Here is a 16633-nt window from a genome sequence, read left to right as displayed (position 1 = left end):
GATCAAACTCTCAATAAAAAGTTTAATCTTAATCTCAAAAACTTACTCATAAAAAGAATTGCTGGTTTTTAACTTATATATCTGTTCAATTTTCAAAGACCAATTTGTTTGTCGCACTCAAGCGACTCCCTTATCTTATCACCTCTTTCAACAGCTGTCAACAAGTTTTTTTAAGTTTTTCGACTTAATTTTTTCTTGTTTTTCTGTTGCCTCAGCGACGAGATTTATCTTACCATGATAATAATACTTATTTAAATATAATAATAGTAATTTAGCTAAATTATCTTTATAATTCTAACTTTTTCTTAATATTACTAAGTAATTATCATAATGACACGCTAGGTATAGAGTATGCATAATATCTAAGTTTATATAGATATTTATTAATTAAATAGTACTATATATCTATATTTTTACTCATTCATAATTAAAAAATTAAAAGAGATTAGATATGCTACTATCTAATCTCTTTTGTTTAAAATAAAATATTCTATTCTTCGCCTTCCAAATCTTCAACGGCTCTCTCTACTAATTCTTCAAGTCCAATGTTACTGCTTTCTAATATTTCTAGTTGTTCTTCTGAGTTCTCATCTTCTTCACTACCAGCTATTTTCGTTATCGCAACTACTTTTTCATCTTCATTAGTTCTCATTAATGTTACACCCATTGCAGATCTATTGGTTACTGATATATCACCAACATTTATTCTAATAGCAACACCACTACTATTGATAAGCATTAGTTCATCATCTTTATTACATATAGTAGCACCAATAAGTTTACCAGTCTTTTCACTTATCTTATAAGTTATTAGACCTACTCCACCTCTATTTTGAAGTTTATATTGACTTACAGGAGTCCTCTTACCAAATCCATTTTCACTTATAACTAATAGTTCCTCTTCATCTACTGCTATATCCATACATACAGCAATGTCATCATTCTTAAGATTGATAGCCTTAACCCCTGAAGCTGTTCTTCCCATAGGTCTAACTGCTTCTTCATTAAATCTAACTGCATAACCATTTTGAGTAATCATCATAAGATTAGCATCTCCACGTGTTATCTTAACCTTAAGAAGCTCATCACCTTCTCTTAGATTTATAGCAATTAATCCATTTTTTCTTAGATTCTTAAAATCTTCTAATGGAGTTTTCTTAACTATACCTTGTTTAGTTCCCATGAATAAGAACCCTTCTTGGGTATTATCTCTAACAGTTAATACTGTTTCAATTCTTTCATCTGGCTCTATAGCTATAAGATTAATTATATTTGTCCCCTTTGCAGTTCTTCCTGCTTCAGGTATCTCATATGCTCTTAATTTATATACCCTACCTCTATTAGTAAAGAATAATACATCTGAATGTGTTGAAGTTATCATCACATGTTCTACGAAATCATCTTCCTTTGTAGACATAGCTTGAATACCCTTACCACCTCTTCTTTGAGATGAATATGTATCTGCTGGTATTCTCTTAATATAACCTGAATGTGTTAATGTTATTGTTACTTCTTCTTCTTGTATAAGATCTTCAATATCAATTTCATTAACAACTTTTTCAATGGATGTTCTTCTTTCATCACCGTACTTATTCTTTATTTCAATAAGCTCATCCTTAATTACTCCAAGTAACTTCTCTTCACTTGCTAATATTGAGTTTAGATATTCTATTTGTTTCATAAGTTCAGCAAACTCTTCCTCAATCTTATCTCTTTCTAATCCTGTTAACCTTCTAAGCTTCATTTCAAGTATTGCAACTGATTGCTTTTCGGATAATTCGAATTTTTCAATAAGAGTATTTTTAGCTATCTCTGATGTGCTTGAATGTCTTATTATTCTTATAACTTCATCAATATTATCTAAAGCTATTTTTAACCCCTCAAGAATATGAGCTCTTGCTTCAGCCTTATTTAATTCAAATACAGTTCTTCTTGTAACAACTTCCTTTTGGAAATTTATATAATGACTTAATACCTGCTTAAGATTTAAAACTTGTGGTTCATTATCTACAAGTGCAAGCATTATTACCCCAAAAGTATCTTGCATTTTAGTATGCTTATATAAAAGATTTAAGATAACATTTGGGTTGGCATCTCTTTTTAATTCAATTACAATTCTCATACCATCTCTATCAGATTCATCTCTTAAATCTGATATTCCAACTATCTTCTTATCTTTTACTAAATCCGCTATATTTTCTATTAGTCTTGCTTTATTAACTTGATAAGGTAATTCAGTTACTATAATTTTATGTCTTGAATTCTCTTCTTCAATATCTGCCTTAGCTCTAACTAATATTTTTCCTCTACCTGTTTCATAAGCAGCTCTTATTCCAGCTTTCCCCATTATAGTAGCAGCTGTAGGGAAGTCTGGTCCTTTAATAGCTGTCATAAGTTCTAAAACAGATGTTTCAGGATCATCTATTAACATTATTGTTCCATCAATGATCTCCCCTAAATTATGTGGTGGAATATTAGTTGCCATTCCAACCGCTATACCAGATGATCCATTAACTAATAAGTTGGGATATCTTGAAGGTACAACTGATGGCTCTTGTTCTTCACCATCAAAGTTTGGTACAAAATCTACAGTATTCTTATTTATATCTCTTAACATTTCTACTGCAATCTTATTCATCTTTGCTTCTGTATATCTCATAGCCGCTGGGCTATCTCCATCAACAGAACCGAAGTTCCCATGACCATCTACTAGCATATATCTCATTGAGAAATCTTGTGCCATTCTTACTAACGCATCATAAACAGATGAATCACCGTGAGGATGATACTTACCTAAAACATCCCCAACTATTCTTGCACATTTTCTATATCCCTTATCTGGATATAAACCTAACTCCTGCAATGAATATAGTATTCTTCTATGAACAGGTTTTAAACCATCCCTTACATCTGGTAGTGCACGCCCAACTATAACACTCATTGCATAATCGATATAGCACCTTTTCATTTCTTTATTAATGTCTATAGGTATGACTTTTCCCTCATTAAAATTCATGTACTTCACCTCGTATTAGTACTAAATATCTAAATTACTTACTTTTTTAGCATTTTTTTGAATAAATTCTCTTCTTGGTTCTACTTTATCTCCCATTAATATTGTGAATATTTCATCTGCAGCCATAGCATCTTCTACTGTAGCTTTTAATAAAATTCTCTTCTCAGGATCCATTGTAGTATCCCATAATTGCTCAGCATTCATTTCTCCAAGACCTTTGTATCTTTGAATATTGGTTGAATTATCTTTTCCACCAAACTCCATTAATAATTGATCTAATTCTTCATCAGAATAAGCATATGCTTCTTTTTTGCCCTTACTTAGCTTATATAACGGTGGTTGCGCAATATATACGTGCCCACCATCTACTAACTCTCTCATGTATCTATAGAAGAAGGTTAATAATAATGTTCTAATATGAGCACCATCAACATCGGCATCTGTCATAATTATAATTCTGTTATATCTAATTTTCTCTATATCAAAATCTGTTCCTATTCCTGCACCAAAGGCTGTAATCATAGACCTTATAGTATCCGCATTTAGTATTCTGTCTAGTCTTTGCTTTTCAACGTTCAATATCTTACCTCTTAAAGGTAAAATAGCTTGGAATCTTCTATTTCTTCCTTGCTTAGCTGATCCCCCCGCTGAATCTCCTTCGACTATATATATTTCACATTCTCTAGGATCTTTAGATGCACAATCTGCAAGTTTTCCTGGAAGAGCTGAACGCTCTAATACAGATTTTCTTGTAAGTTCTCTTGCTTTTCTAGCAGCTTCTCTAGCTCTTGCAGCCATTAAAGCCTTATCTATTATAGCCTTACCTACAGCTGGGTTTTCTTCTAAGAATATTCCTACCCCTTCTCCAACTATAGAATCAACAATTCCTCTTACTTCACTATTACCTAACTTCGTTTTAGTTTGCCCCTCAAATTGTGGCTCACTAATTTTAACTGATATAACTGCAGTTAAACCTTCTCTAATATCATCGCCGGATAAGTTCTTATCATTTTCCTTTAAATGACCAAACTTCTTTGAATAATCATTAAATACCCTAGTAAGAGCTGTCTTAAATCCTACTAGGTGGGTTCCCCCCTCTATAGTATCTATATTATTTGCGAAAGAGAAAATATTTTCATTATACCCATCATGATATTGAAGTGCTATTTCTACTGAAACACCTTCCTTAAGTCCTTCGACATAAATTGGTTCAGGATGAAGTGCCTCTTTATTTCTATTTAAGTATGATACAAATGATTTTATACCACCTTCATAGTGGAATTCCTCTACTTTATCTTCTCTTTTATCAGCTAAAGTAATATTTATTCCCTTATTAAGGAATGCTAATTCTCTTAATCTTTGAGCTAATACGTCAAAGTCATATTCAACATCCTCAAATATATCCGCATCAGGTTTGAAATATACAGTTGTTCCTGTTTCATCCGAATTACCTATTGACTGTAATCCAGTTATTACTTTACCCTTTTGATATTCTTGTTGCCATATATGACCTTCTCTTCTTACTGTAACTATACATTTTTCAGAAAGAGCATTAACTACAGATGCACCAACTCCATGTAATCCTCCAGATACTTTGTATCCCCCACCACCGAATTTACCTCCGGCATGTAGTATAGTCATTATAACTTCAACTGCAGGTTTTCCCATTTTAGGGTGCATTCCAACAGGCATACCTCTACCATCATCTTCAACTTGTATCGAATTATCTTCGTTAATAGTAACTTTTATTTTGTTACAGTATCCTGCTAAAGCTTCATCGATACTATTATCAACTATTTCGTATACTAAGTGGTGTAATCCTCTTGAACTAGTACTACCTATGTACATACCTGGTCTTTTTCTAACAGCTTCTAATCCTTCAAGAACCTGTATCTGACTTTCGTCATAATTTTGTTTATTCTCTTCCAACATAGATTCCTCCTTAAACAATATTAATAATTAAACACCGAAGGTTTAAATATTGGACTTACGGGTTATAATCCATATCCGTTCTTTTAGTTAATGTTGATGAAGATATAGGTGAAAGATATATTTTACTCATCTTATCAACCTCTGCAATAACAAATGATTTTGGTTTATCTTTTGTTATTCTTTCTACAAATCCGTCTTCTTCAGCCATTCTTAAAAATTGTATAGTATCTGAACTATACATTGTTGTCTGTAAATCAAATATACCAATAACATCTTTGATAGGTACAACAACATTTTCTCCTAAATGTAAAAACATAAAGAATTCCTCCTTTAACTAGAGACTTTACCATCTTTAACTCTAAATATTTTAGAATTAGAATCTAAATACTCATGTATATCTGCAATACCTGTACAGGTAATTACCGTCTGAATATCTCCAATACTACTTAATATATATTTTTTTCTATTAAAATCTAATTCTGATAGAACATCATCTAACAGAAGTACTGGATATTCTCCAGTAATTTCTTTTATTATCCTTAAGGAAGAAAACTTCATAGTTAACACCGCTGTTCTCTGTTGTCCTTGGGATCCATAGCTTTTTGTCTCAACATTATTTATGAAAACAGAAAAGTCATCTCTATGGGGACCAATAGTTGATATCCCCTTTTCCATATCTCTTTTTCTATTTTTCTTTAATAAATCATAAAAATCATTTTTTATATCATCTAATTTCTTTATGGATGATTGGTATTTAAACTCAATATTCTCTTTTCCTAGTGTTATATCTTTGTGAATCTGCTCTCCATATAAATTTAACTTGTTTATATAGTCAAGCCTCTGTTTAATAATATACTCACCATATGCAGATAATTGTTGATCATATATATCCAATATTTCTCCACTTAAATTTCTATTCTTAAGAACAGTATTTCTCTCATTAAGAACTTTGTTATATTGAACTAAATTGTAATAATATTTTGGATTAAGCTGACAAAGTTCCATATCTACAAATCGTCTTCTAACGCCAGGTGAATCTTTTATAATCTTAAGATCTTCAGGTGAAAACATAACTACATTAAAGGTTCCAAAAAGCTCTCCAATTTTATTTATCTTGATAGAATTAACTTTTATAGCTTTTTTTCCATCCTTCAAAATATTTATATCAATCTTTTTATCTAGTCTATCTTTTCCCACGCTCAAACTCACGTAGGAACCATCCCCCTCCCAATTAATTAGTTCTTTATCCCTTGAAGTTCTATGAGATTTTGCAAATCCGCAATAATAGATTGCTTCAAGAATATTAGTTTTCCCTTGAGCGTTATCTCCCATAAAAACATTAACATACTTTCCAAAATCTATATGAAGATCTTTATAGTTTCTATAATTAATTAACATTAGTTTTTTAATAAACATACATAAACACCCATTTAATTATATCATAATAGATAAATAAACGCTCACATTTATAAAATCATCCATTTTAAACCACTTTATAATCTTCACCATTAAAAGTTACTATATCATCCACTCTAATCTTCTTGCCTCTTTGAGTACATATCTCTCCATTTACCTTAACAAGTTCATCTTGAATATATATTTTAGCTTCTGAACCTAGCGAAGCTGCTCCACACCATTTTAGAAATGAATCTAATTTTATAAATTCAGTATTTATTTTAACTCCTTCCATTTTTCCGCATAAATAAAGTATATTTATGCACACCTCCTATCTTATTAGTCTTACTGGTAAAACTAAGTATTTGTACGAATCAGTCTCTTTTGCCTTTATTATACATGGACTTACGCTTGAAGTCATTTCCATAATGACCTTATCGTCTTCCATATTCTTAAGAACATCTAAAAGATATCTTGAGTTAAATGCAATTTGTATCCCTTCTCCTTGCAAATTTATCCCAACTTCTTCCCTTACTTTTCCCAATTGAGAATTAGATGTTATTATTAAGTTCTCTTCTTGAACTTCAAGTTTAACTAAATTGCTATTACCCTCTTTAGCCATTAATGATGCTCTTTCAATACCATTTTGCAATTCTTGTTTATCCACAGATAAAGTAAGTTTATGTTCTTGTGGCAATAAGGAATTATAATTTACATATTTTCCATCCAATAATCTTGAAATTATTCTTGCTTGTTTTAAATTAAATAAAATGTGGTTATTAGTAAATGTTATATTCACTTGTGAATCTATATCTTCCAATATTTTAGCAACTTCATTTAGAGTTTTGCCAGGAATAACCACTTCTATATCAAAATCGCTATCTAAGTACTCAGATTTTATAGCAAGTCTATATCCATCTAAGGCTACAAGATTAAGTTTTTTATCTTTAATTTCAAATAAAATTCCCTGTAGGATTGGTCTTGTTTCATCTTGAGCTATTGCAAATGATGTACTTTTTATCATGTTTTTCAATATATTTTGTGGTACCTCTATTTGCTTTTCTTCATCAATACTTGGTAATGATGGGAACTCTTCAGCATTCATGAAAACTACATTAAATACTGACTTTTGGCATGAAATTTGTACAGTATCATTTTCAATAACTTCAATTCTAACATCTGAATTAGGAAGTTTTCTAATTATTTCTCCAAATATTTTTGAATCTATTACAACACTACCTTCTTCGATAACATCAGCATTTACTTTAGTTTCTATTGAAACATCCATATCAGATCCGATTAATGTTAAACCATCTTTAGTTGCATTTATGTATATACCTTCTAATATTGGCATAGTTGATTTTCCTGTAATTGCTTTTTGGGCAATTAGAATACCCTCTTGTAATTTTTGTTTTTCACATATAAATATCATGTAATATCCTCCTTATTTATAAACAGCTTAAAGTTTCCTAATAGAATAGATAGATATATATTTATTTTAGTAATAATAGTAGTAGAGCTTGGGGATATGTTAATAAGTGACTCTAGCCAAGCAATATCAACAAAACTTTATAAAAAAATAGTGTGGATAAGTCCGTAACTAATTGACCATCTTATCCACAGTATTAACTATAAAGTTTACGATTTGAAGTTATCCACAACTTATTATAGAGTTATTATGTACAGTTGTGAATTAATTTTGAGTTAGTTTCTTTGTTAGGTCTGCTATTGTATGTTGTAAGCTCTCATCTGTATTTAGATTTTCAGAAATTTTTTCATATGCATGTATTACTGTAGTATGATCCCTTCCACCAAACTCCTCACCAATCTTAGGTAGAGACATATCGGTAAGCTTTCTACTTAAATACATTGCAATTTGTCTTGGATATGCTACATTTCTAGTTCTTCTTTGAGATGTTAATTCCTCAACTCTTAAATTAAAGTAGCTAGAGACAATATCTTGAATTATACTTATAGTAATATTCTTACCTTGTTTTTTAGATATGATATCTTTTAATGCTTCAGTTGCTAAATCTACGGTAATTGCTCTATTTGTTAATGAAGAATATGCAACGATTCTAATTAGAGCACCTTCAAGCTCTCTAATATTAGACTTTATCTTAGTAGCTATATAAACCATTACTTCATTTGCAACATTTAGATTTTCAACGTCAGCTTTCTTTTTTAATATTGCCATTCGAGTTTCAAAATCAGGAACTTGAATATCTGCAATTAAACCCCATTCGAATCTAGATCTAAGTCTATCTTCTAATGTAGGTATTTCTTTTGGTGGTCTGTCTGATGATAGTATGATTTGTTTATTTGCATCATGTAATGTATTAAAGGTATGGAAGAATTCTTCTTGAGTTCTTTCCTTACCAGCAATAAATTGGATATCATCTATTAATAGAACGTCAACATTTCTATATTTATTTCTAAATTCTTCATTTTTATCATCCTTAATTCCTTCAATAAGTTCGTTAGTAAACTTTTCAGAAGAAACGTAAACTACCTTAGCATTAGGATTATTTTGCAATATATAATGTCCAATTGCATGCATTAAGTGAGTTTTTCCTAATCCAACACCTCCATATATAAAAAGAGGATTGTAGGCTTTAGCAGGTGACTCTGCAACTGCTAAAGAGGCTGCATGTGCAAATCTATTACTATTACCGATTACAAAAGAATCAAATGTATATTTAGGATTTAATGTAGCTGAAAGTTCATCATTTACAATGATAGTTTTTTCTCTTTTCTTAATTGTTGGTTTATTGTCATCAGACTCTTCTGTTGATAAATCAGAGGCAATTAAGAAATCTATCTTATATAACTTTGAGCAGATAGCTTCAATAGAATTTGCTACAAGATCTTTGTATCTTTTCTCTAAAATATCTTGAGTGAAGGAATTAGGAACACTAATCTTTATTGTATCTGACGATATAGAAACTGGTTCACAGCTCTTAATCCATGTATTAAAGCTGACCTCACTCATCTCGCTTTTTATAATATTTAATGTTTTTTCCCACAATTGTTTTAGATCGGCTTCCATTCGATATCCTCCAAAAAATATTTATAAAAATTTTTTATATAAAATATAGTTATCAACAACAAAATAACAACATATATACAAGTAATGTTAATAACTTATATTATGTTGATAATGTACATTGTTATTATTAACATGTGGATAAAAATAAAATCGATTATAAAATAAAAAAAATATCCACAGTATCTATATTGTAATAATAAACAGCCTAGAATTGAATAAAACAGGCTATTTATAGTAAGAATAATAAAAGATTGCTAAAAAAATTTTAAAAATTAAACAAGTTATCAACAATTTTGTCCACAGGTGTGGATAACTATTGGTTAATAACAAGTTATTCACAATCTCTTTATAATAATATCATATACGAATACAAGTATTCAATAAGTTATCCACAAAAATATATGTATTATATATATTTATCAACAATTAACTACGTTCTTGACACATTTATAGGATATATATATAATTAATAAGTAACTTAAAATTAGATAAGTATAGTTTTTACTATAAAAATAAATATCGAAGGGGGTGCAGTGATAATGTTCATGACATACCAACCTAAAAAGAGACAAAGAAAAAAGGAACATGGCTTCAGAAAGAGAATGAGCACTCAATCAGGAAGAAACATTCTTAGAAAGAGAAGACAAAAAGGTAGAAAGAAGTTAACAGCATAAGGGCCGCATTTTGTGGCCTTTTTTCTGCAAATGCAGGAAAAAAAGGAGTATAGAAATACCTATGGTTTATAGATTAAAGAAAAATATTGAGTTTAGAACTGTATATAGAAGAGGAAAATCATCAGCAAATGATTTATTGGTCTTATATATATTTAAAAATAGAAGAAATAAAGATGCAAAAGGAAATACATATAATAAAGTAGGGATTTCTGTAAGTAAGAAAGTTGGTAACAGCGTAGTAAGAAGCAGAAGTAAAAGATTAATTACTGAAAGTTATAGACTAAAGGAAGAAAATCTTCTACTTGGATATGATTTTGTTTTTGTAGCTAGAACAAGAATTAAGGATAAAAATTATCATCAAGTTGAAAAAGCAATGGATAATTTATTCAAAAAGGCAGGCTTATATAATAATGAAGAGAATAATGATAAGTCTAATTAAATTTTACAGGAAAAGAATATCACCAATGAGTGCACCAAGGTGTAAATACATACCTACATGTTCGCAGTATGCATTAGAATCTATAGAAAAATACGGTGCATTTAAAGGTGGATTTATGTCAGTTTGGCGAGTACTAAGGTGTAATCCTTTTAGTAAGGGTGGTTTAGATCCTGTTAAGTAATATTTATATAGGAGGAATTATATAGTTATGATGAATGTCTTTGCACCGATAACAGACTTTCTTAGAGTAATATTTAATATGTTACATGATTTTGTTGTTGGGATAGGTGTAACTAACGTAGGAGCATCATATGTATTAGCGATTACGCTATTAACTGTGTTGATAAGATTATGTTTATTACCGTTCAATATTAAGTCAGCAAGATCAACTCAAAAAATGCAAGAGGTACAACCAGAGATAAAGAAAATTCAAGAAAAATATAAAAGCGATCCACAAAAAGCAAATATGGAAGTAATGAAAATATATAAAGAGAAAAAGATAAGTATGACAGGGGGATGCCTACCAGCATTATTACCATTACCAATACTTATGGCTTTATATTATGTATTCTGGGATATGCCAGAGATAAAAGGTCAAGGTTTCTTATGGCTTACTGATTTAGGTAATCCAGACCCATATTTCATTTTACCAATATTATCAGCAATAATGACATATATACCTTCATACTTAATGACTAAGGCAAATCCTACTTCATCTGAAAGTGGTGGAATGAATATGGGGCCTATGAATATAGGTATGTCATTAATGATGGGATTCATGGCACTTAACTTCCCATCTATCCTAGTAATATACTGGGTATTAGGTGGAGTAATTCAATTATTTACAACTTATTTTGTTAACTATAGACCTGCTATGCTAAAAAAGAAAGCAGCGGAAGCAGTTGAGGCAGAAAAAGAAGCTTTAAGAGCTCCTAAATTTGTTATGCCAAACTATGAGGATGGAAGTAGTTCAAACAAAAAGAAAAAGAAGAAAAAGAAGTAGTGAGAATTTAACTTTATTTTTATAAAGGTGGGTGTATGTGGTATGAAGTCTATTGAAATGATGGGTAAAACCGTTGATGAGGCTTTAAATAAGGCTTTGGAACAATTAAATGTTAGTAAGGATAGGGTTGACATTAAAATAATTGATGAAGGTTCTAAGGGGTTATTTAATTTAATAGGTGGTAAACCAGCTAAAATCAAGGTTACAGTAAAAAGAGATTATATAGAGGAAGCAAGAGTATTTTTAAGACAAGTTTTAGAAAGTATGAATATTAAATCTGAAATTAGCATAGAAGAAGAAGGAAATATTATTTATATAAATCTTGCCGGATCTAATATGGGAACAATTATTGGATATAGAGGCGAAACATTAGATGCACTACAATACTTAGTATCATTAGTAGTTAATAAAAATCATGAAACTTCTTATAAAAGAGTTGTTTTAGATACTGAAAATTATAGACAAAAAAGAGAAGAAACTTTAAAAAGAGTTGCAGAAAAAACAGCTTATAAGGTAAGGAGAAGTGGTAGAGCTTACAAGCTTGAACCTATGAATCCTTATGAAAGAAGGATTATCCACTCTGTACTTCAGGGTAAGGATGATATTCGTACTTACAGTGAAGGTGAAGAACCTTATAGAAGAATAGTGGTAGATATAAAAAAAGAAAGTCGTTAAGACTTTCTTTTTTTATTTATATATGATCCTAGTTAAAAGTTAGATAACCTTATAGAATTATTTTTATATTAATTAGTAAGAAGATACCAGTGGAATCAAGGTTAGTTGATATCTGTATTATTTTAAGTTAATAAAATATATGTAGAATGTATTTGAAATTTATATATTTACTTTTAAATATGAAAATATTTAGGGTGTTTAATTGCGTTTATTTCTTTGACTAATTAATTAATGTTTTGTAAAATGGATATTAGTCTAAATGGGTTATAATATGAATAGAAGAATTACTTCTAAGGAGGATAACTAATGAAAGAATTTGATACTATATGCGGAATAGCTACACCTATAGGAGAGGGCGGTATATCAATTATAAGGGTGTCTGGAAGCATGGTTTTAGATATAATAGATAAAATTTTTAAGGGTAAAAACAATTCTAGTGTAAAAGATATGAAAACTTACACTATGAAATATGGGCACATCTATGAACTTGGAACGGATAATGTTATAGATGAAGTTATAATTAGTTATATGAAAGGACCAAGAAGCTTTACCGCAGAAGATGTAGTAGAGATTAATTGCCATGGTGGAGTCGTATCAACTAATAGAGTAATAGAAGAAATAATAAAATCAGGTGCAAGAATAGCAGAACCAGGTGAGTTTACAAAAAGAGCATTTTTGAATGGCAGAATTGATTTAAGTCAAGCAGAAGCTGTTATGGATATAATAAGAGCAAAAACTGATCTTTCGATGAAATCCGCAGTTATGCAACATTCAGGAGATCTTTCCCGGGAAATAAATAAGCTAAGAGAGTATATGTTAAACACATTAGCTTTAATTGAGTACTCAGTGGACTTTACAGAGGATGATGAAGAAGTAGATGAAACTATACCTTTAAGAGTAGGAGACCAACTACAGAAGGCTATAGAGGATATGAATAGCTTACTTAAGGGAGCAAATGAGGGGCGAATAATAAGAGAAGGTTTAAATATGGCAATAATTGGTAAACCTAATGTTGGAAAGTCTTCACTATTAAATGCACTGCTTAAGGAGAAAAGGGCTATCGTAACAGATATACCTGGAACAACTCGAGATGTTATAGAAGAGTTCATTAGTTTGGATGGAATTCCTGTAAAGATTACAGATACCGCTGGAATTAGGGAAACTGAGGACGTTGTAGAAAGAATCGGGGTAGAGAAGTCTAGAGAAAAGCTAAATGAGGCAGATTTAGTTGTATTAATGTTAGATAGATCAAGAGCTATAGATGAAGAAGATAGGGAAATAATTAAGAGCATACAGGATAAAAATTATATTGTTCTTCTTAATAAGGTTGATTTAGATTCAAATATTCATAATGAAGATTTAGATAATTTAAGTAATATAATAGAAATTTCAGCTATGACTGGTTTTGGAATTGAGGAGTTAAAGGAAAAGATTAAAGAGATGTTCTTTAGCGGAGAAGTTGATACTGAAAGCCTAATAATTTCAAATAGTAGACATAAGCAAGCACTTTATAGAGCACTTGAAAATTGTCAAGTTGCTTTAGAAAGAGTAAAATTAAATGAGTATTTAGACTTGATATCAATATATGTAACTTCAGCGCTAAAATCCCTTGGAGAAATAACTGGATCAGAGCTTGAAGAAGACTTAGTAAATAAAATATTTAGTGAATTTTGTGTAGGAAAGTAGGAGAAAAGAAAATGAGATATAATGCTGGTGAATTTGATATAGTTGTAATTGGTGCCGGGCATGCGGGGTGTGAAGCTTCATTAGCAGCTGCTAGAATGGGGTTAAATACATTAGTATGTACTATTAACCTTGATTCAATTGCTATGATGCCTTGTAATCCTAATATAGGAGGAACTGCAAAGGGGCACTTGGTTAGAGAAATAGATGCATTAGGCGGAGAAATGGGCTTAAACATTGATGATACATTTATCCAATGTAGAATGCTAAATACATCTAAAGGACCTGCAGTTCATTCCCTAAGAGCTCAAGCTGATAAGTTAAAATATCAAAATAGAATGAAAAATGTATTAGAAAATCAAGAGAACCTTCAAGTAAGACAGGTTGAGGTTACTGAACTATTAGTTGAAGATGGTAAAGTTACAGGAGTAGTTACTAAAAATGGTGCTATATTTAAATGTAAGGCAGTAATTTTGGCAACAGGTACTTACTTAAAAGGTAAAATTATAATTGGTGATGTAAGTTATAATAGCGGACCAAATGGGTTATTCCCTGCAAATGACTTATCTCAATCACTCTTAGATTTAGGAATTAGTTTAAGAAGATTTAAGACTGGTACTCCTGCAAGAATAAATAAACGTTCTGTTGATTTTTCAAAAATGATAGAGCAATGCGGTGATGATAAGATAGTACCATTCTCATTTATGAGTGATGATATAACAAGAGATCAAGTATCTTGTTACTTAACATATACTAATGAGGAAACTCGTAAAATAATTGAAGAAAATATCAGTAGATCACCTATTTATAATGGACTTATTCAGGGTATAGGACCAAGATATTGTCCATCTATAGAAGATAAGGTTATGAGATTCCCTGATAGACCTCAACATCAAATATTTATTGAGCCAGAGGGAGAAGATACACTTGAAATGTATGTTGGAGGAATGAGTTCATCATTACCAGAAGATGTTCAAATTAAGATGTTAAGAACTTTACCAGGATTAGAAAATGTTGAGATGATGAGAACGGCTTATGCAATTGAGTATGATTCAATTGATCCAACTCAATTAAAACCAACGTTAGAATTTAAGCATATAGAGGGTTTATATGGAGCAGGGCAATTAAATGGTAGTTCAGGTTATGAAGAGGCTGGATGTCAAGGTCTTATAGCAGGTATAAATGCTACACTAAAGATTAAAGGAGAGGAACCTTTAGTACTTACAAGATCTGATGCTTATATAGGAGTTCTTATAGATGACTTAGTAACTAAGGGTACTAATGAGCCCTATAGAATGATGACCTCTAGAGCTGAATACAGACTACTATTAAGACAAGATAATGCTGACTTTAGACTAACTGAAATTGGATATAAGGTTGGTCTTGTAAAGGAAGATAGATATAAGAGATTTATAGAAAGAAGAAATAAGATTAATAGTGAAATTGAGAGGTTAAAAAATCTTCAAGTAACAAATAGAAAAGAAGTAAATGAGTTCTTACAATCACTAGAATCTTCAGAGTTAAAGAAGCCTATAAGTTTTTATGAATTAATTAAGAGACCAGAATTAGACTATTTCTCTCTAGCAGAATTAGATGTTGATAGAGAGGATTTAAGCGATGATATAGGTGAACAAGTTAATATAATTGCAAAGTATGAAGGATATATAGCTAGTCAATTAGAGCAAGTAGGACAATTTAAAAAGTTTGAAAAGAAGCTTATTCCTGAAAATATAAAGTATGAAGATGTTAGAGGTCTAAGGACAGAGGCAATACAAAAACTATCTAATATCAAACCTATTAGTATAGGGCAGGCATCTAGAATATCAGGGGTATCCCCAGCAGATATTTCTGTGTTGTTAATTTATTTAGAACATCAATATGGTAAAAATAAGGAAAGTAATTAACTCTGGAGGTAAAGATGAGTTTTTATAATATAATGAAACAGGCAGCTAATGATGTAGGGATGGAGTTAACTGCTAATCAATATGATCAGTTTATTCAGTATATGAGATTAGTTCAAGAGTGGAATGAAAAAATTAATCTAACAGCAATAACTGAGGATGAAGATTTTATAAAGAAGCATTTTATAGATTGTATAAAAGCATTTAAGAGCAATGAGTTAAAGGAAGCTAAATCATTAATAGATGTAGGAACAGGGGCTGGTTTCCCTGGTTTACCTATTGCTATAATGGACTCTAGCAAAGAGGTTACATTATTAGATTCATTAAATAAAAGAATTAACTTTTTAAATCTTGTTGTTAAGGAGCTTGGATTAAAGAATGTAACAACTATTCATTCTAGGGCAGAGGATGGCGCTAGAAATAATGATCTTAGAGAAAAATTTGATGTAGCGACTTCAAGAGCAGTTGCTAATATGACAGTTTTATCTGAATTCTGTTTACCATATGTTAAGGTAGGTGGTAATTTTATAGCATTAAAGGGTCCTGCAATTGAAGAAGAGCTAAAAGGTTGTAAAAATGCTATAGGAACTTTAGGTGGAAAACTACATGAAGTGATTGAATTAGATATTGAAGATACAGATTTAAAGCATAATATTGTGGTAGTTAATAAGATAAAAGAGTGTCCTGTGTCATTTCCTAGAAAAGCAGGGATGATTACTAAAAAACCACTAAAATAATATGTTGTATTATGAAAATTTTAAAAACAATTTGTCTAACGAAAAATAAATGTAAAAAGAAGGAAATTAACGGCAGATATAGAATCTATAATTAGACAATAAAGTAAATTTATTAAGGATGGTTGAAGC

The 16633-nt window shown here is 30.5% G+C and carries 15 protein-coding genes; 8 read left to right on the top strand and 7 right to left on the bottom strand.

Annotation, left to right across the window (positions count from 1 at the left end; translation table 11 throughout):
* Positions 1–490: 490 nt before the first annotated feature.
* The 7 genes from gyrA to dnaA all read right to left on the bottom strand — a co-directional run bounded on the left by gyrA (position 491) and on the right by dnaA (position 9392).
* Positions 491–3016, bottom strand: coding sequence for a DNA gyrase subunit A (gene gyrA / locus ACSYT2_RS18295; protein WP_438385391.1), 2526 nt, complete (start codon positions 3014–3016; stop codon positions 491–493).
* Between the two features lie 21 nt (positions 3017–3037).
* A complete protein-coding gene (gene gyrB, locus ACSYT2_RS18290) occupies positions 3038–4948 on the bottom strand; it encodes a DNA topoisomerase (ATP-hydrolyzing) subunit B (RefSeq protein ID WP_438385389.1) in 1911 nt (636 codons plus the stop codon).
* A 55-nt stretch (positions 4949–5003) separates the two neighbouring features.
* Positions 5004–5264, bottom strand: a complete 261-nt coding sequence (remB, locus tag ACSYT2_RS18285; protein WP_430857987.1) for an extracellular matrix regulator RemB — start codon at positions 5262–5264, stop codon at positions 5004–5006.
* Positions 5265–5278: 14 nt separating this feature from the next.
* Positions 5279–6364 carry a DNA replication/repair protein RecF gene (recF, locus tag ACSYT2_RS18280; RefSeq protein WP_430857988.1) on the bottom strand — a complete coding sequence of 362 codons (1086 nt, stop codon included), beginning with the start codon at positions 6362–6364 and terminating at the stop codon, positions 5279–5281.
* Between the two features lie 67 nt (positions 6365–6431).
* Positions 6432–6638 carry a S4 domain-containing protein YaaA gene (gene yaaA, locus ACSYT2_RS18275; protein ID WP_438385387.1) on the bottom strand — a complete coding sequence of 69 codons (207 nt, stop codon included), beginning with the start codon at positions 6636–6638 and terminating at the stop codon, positions 6432–6434.
* 36 nt (positions 6639–6674) lie between these two features.
* Positions 6675–7775, bottom strand: coding sequence for a DNA polymerase III subunit beta (dnaN, locus tag ACSYT2_RS18270; protein WP_430857990.1), 1101 nt, complete (start codon positions 7773–7775; stop codon positions 6675–6677).
* A 261-nt stretch (positions 7776–8036) separates the two neighbouring features.
* On the bottom strand, positions 8037–9392 hold the full coding sequence (gene dnaA / locus ACSYT2_RS18265; protein ID WP_430857991.1) for a chromosomal replication initiator protein DnaA: 1356 nt from the start codon (positions 9390–9392) through the stop codon (positions 8037–8039).
* A gap of 539 nt (positions 9393–9931) precedes the next feature.
* Between dnaA and rpmH the strand changes: the two genes are divergently transcribed.
* From rpmH to rsmG, 8 genes are all read left to right on the top strand, one after another.
* Positions 9932–10066: a 50S ribosomal protein L34 gene (rpmH, locus tag ACSYT2_RS18260; protein ID WP_003373622.1), complete on the top strand. Its 135-nt coding sequence runs from the start codon at positions 9932–9934 to the stop codon at positions 10064–10066.
* A 61-nt stretch (positions 10067–10127) separates the two neighbouring features.
* Entirely contained in the window at positions 10128–10505 is a 378-nt protein-coding gene (gene rnpA, locus ACSYT2_RS18255; protein WP_438385384.1) for a ribonuclease P protein component, read from the top strand.
* Positions 10477–10686 (top strand): membrane protein insertion efficiency factor YidD, encoded by a 210-nt coding sequence (gene yidD / locus ACSYT2_RS18250; protein ID WP_430857993.1) that lies wholly within the window; start codon positions 10477–10479, stop codon positions 10684–10686. The genes rnpA and yidD overlap by 29 nt, the downstream gene beginning before the upstream one ends.
* 27 nt (positions 10687–10713) lie before the next feature.
* The gene (gene yidC / locus ACSYT2_RS18245; RefSeq protein ID WP_438385382.1) at positions 10714–11508 is read left to right on the top strand and encodes a membrane protein insertase YidC; all 795 of its coding nucleotides are present in this window, start codon (positions 10714–10716) and stop codon (positions 11506–11508) included.
* Between the two features lie 42 nt (positions 11509–11550).
* Positions 11551–12183 carry an RNA-binding cell elongation regulator Jag/EloR gene (gene jag, locus ACSYT2_RS18240; RefSeq protein ID WP_438385380.1) on the top strand — a complete coding sequence of 211 codons (633 nt, stop codon included), beginning with the start codon at positions 11551–11553 and terminating at the stop codon, positions 12181–12183.
* 306 nt (positions 12184–12489) lie between these two features.
* Positions 12490–13869 (top strand): tRNA uridine-5-carboxymethylaminomethyl(34) synthesis GTPase MnmE, encoded by a 1380-nt coding sequence (gene mnmE / locus ACSYT2_RS18235; RefSeq protein ID WP_430857996.1) that lies wholly within the window; start codon positions 12490–12492, stop codon positions 13867–13869.
* A gap of 11 nt (positions 13870–13880) precedes the next feature.
* A complete protein-coding gene (mnmG, locus tag ACSYT2_RS18230) occupies positions 13881–15770 on the top strand; it encodes a tRNA uridine-5-carboxymethylaminomethyl(34) synthesis enzyme MnmG (protein ID WP_430857997.1) in 1890 nt (629 codons plus the stop codon).
* A 14-nt stretch (positions 15771–15784) separates the two neighbouring features.
* Positions 15785–16504: a 16S rRNA (guanine(527)-N(7))-methyltransferase RsmG gene (gene rsmG, locus ACSYT2_RS18225; protein WP_430857998.1), complete on the top strand. Its 720-nt coding sequence runs from the start codon at positions 15785–15787 to the stop codon at positions 16502–16504.
* Positions 16505–16633: the final 129 nt, after the last annotated feature.

This window comes from Clostridium zhoujianii (assembly GCF_051590805.1).
Classification (GTDB): Bacteria; Bacillota; Clostridia; order Clostridiales; family Clostridiaceae; genus Clostridium.
This window is presented reverse-complemented; position numbering and strand designations above follow the sequence as displayed.

Bases quoted from the DNA above. Each gene is read 5' to 3' on its own strand.
- gyrA (WP_438385391.1), bottom strand. From the start codon at position 3,016: ATGAATTTTAATGAGGGAAAAGTCATACCTATAGACATTAATAAAGAA.
- gyrB (WP_438385389.1), bottom strand. From the start codon at position 4,948: ATGTTGGAAGAGAATAAACAAAATTATGACGAAAGTCAGATACAGGTT.
- remB (WP_430857987.1), bottom strand. From the start codon at position 5,264: ATGTTTTTACATTTAGGAGAAAATGTTGTTGTACCTATCAAAGATGTT.
- recF (WP_430857988.1), bottom strand. From the start codon at position 6,364: ATGTTTATTAAAAAACTAATGTTAATTAATTATAGAAACTATAAAGAT.
- yaaA (WP_438385387.1), bottom strand. From the start codon at position 6,638: ATGGAAGGAGTTAAAATAAATACTGAATTTATAAAATTAGATTCATTT.
- dnaN (WP_430857990.1), bottom strand. From the start codon at position 7,775: ATGATATTTATATGTGAAAAACAAAAATTACAAGAGGGTATTCTAATT.
- dnaA (WP_430857991.1), bottom strand. From the start codon at position 9,392: ATGGAAGCCGATCTAAAACAATTGTGGGAAAAAACATTAAATATTATA.
- rpmH (WP_003373622.1), top strand. From the start codon at position 9,932: ATGTTCATGACATACCAACCTAAAAAGAGACAAAGAAAAAAGGAACAT.
- rnpA (WP_438385384.1), top strand. From the start codon at position 10,128: ATGGTTTATAGATTAAAGAAAAATATTGAGTTTAGAACTGTATATAGA.
- yidD (WP_430857993.1), top strand. From the start codon at position 10,477: ATGAAGAGAATAATGATAAGTCTAATTAAATTTTACAGGAAAAGAATA.
- yidC (WP_438385382.1), top strand. From the start codon at position 10,714: ATGATGAATGTCTTTGCACCGATAACAGACTTTCTTAGAGTAATATTT.
- jag (WP_438385380.1), top strand. From the start codon at position 11,551: ATGAAGTCTATTGAAATGATGGGTAAAACCGTTGATGAGGCTTTAAAT.
- mnmE (WP_430857996.1), top strand. From the start codon at position 12,490: ATGAAAGAATTTGATACTATATGCGGAATAGCTACACCTATAGGAGAG.
- mnmG (WP_430857997.1), top strand. From the start codon at position 13,881: ATGAGATATAATGCTGGTGAATTTGATATAGTTGTAATTGGTGCCGGG.
- rsmG (WP_430857998.1), top strand. From the start codon at position 15,785: ATGAGTTTTTATAATATAATGAAACAGGCAGCTAATGATGTAGGGATG.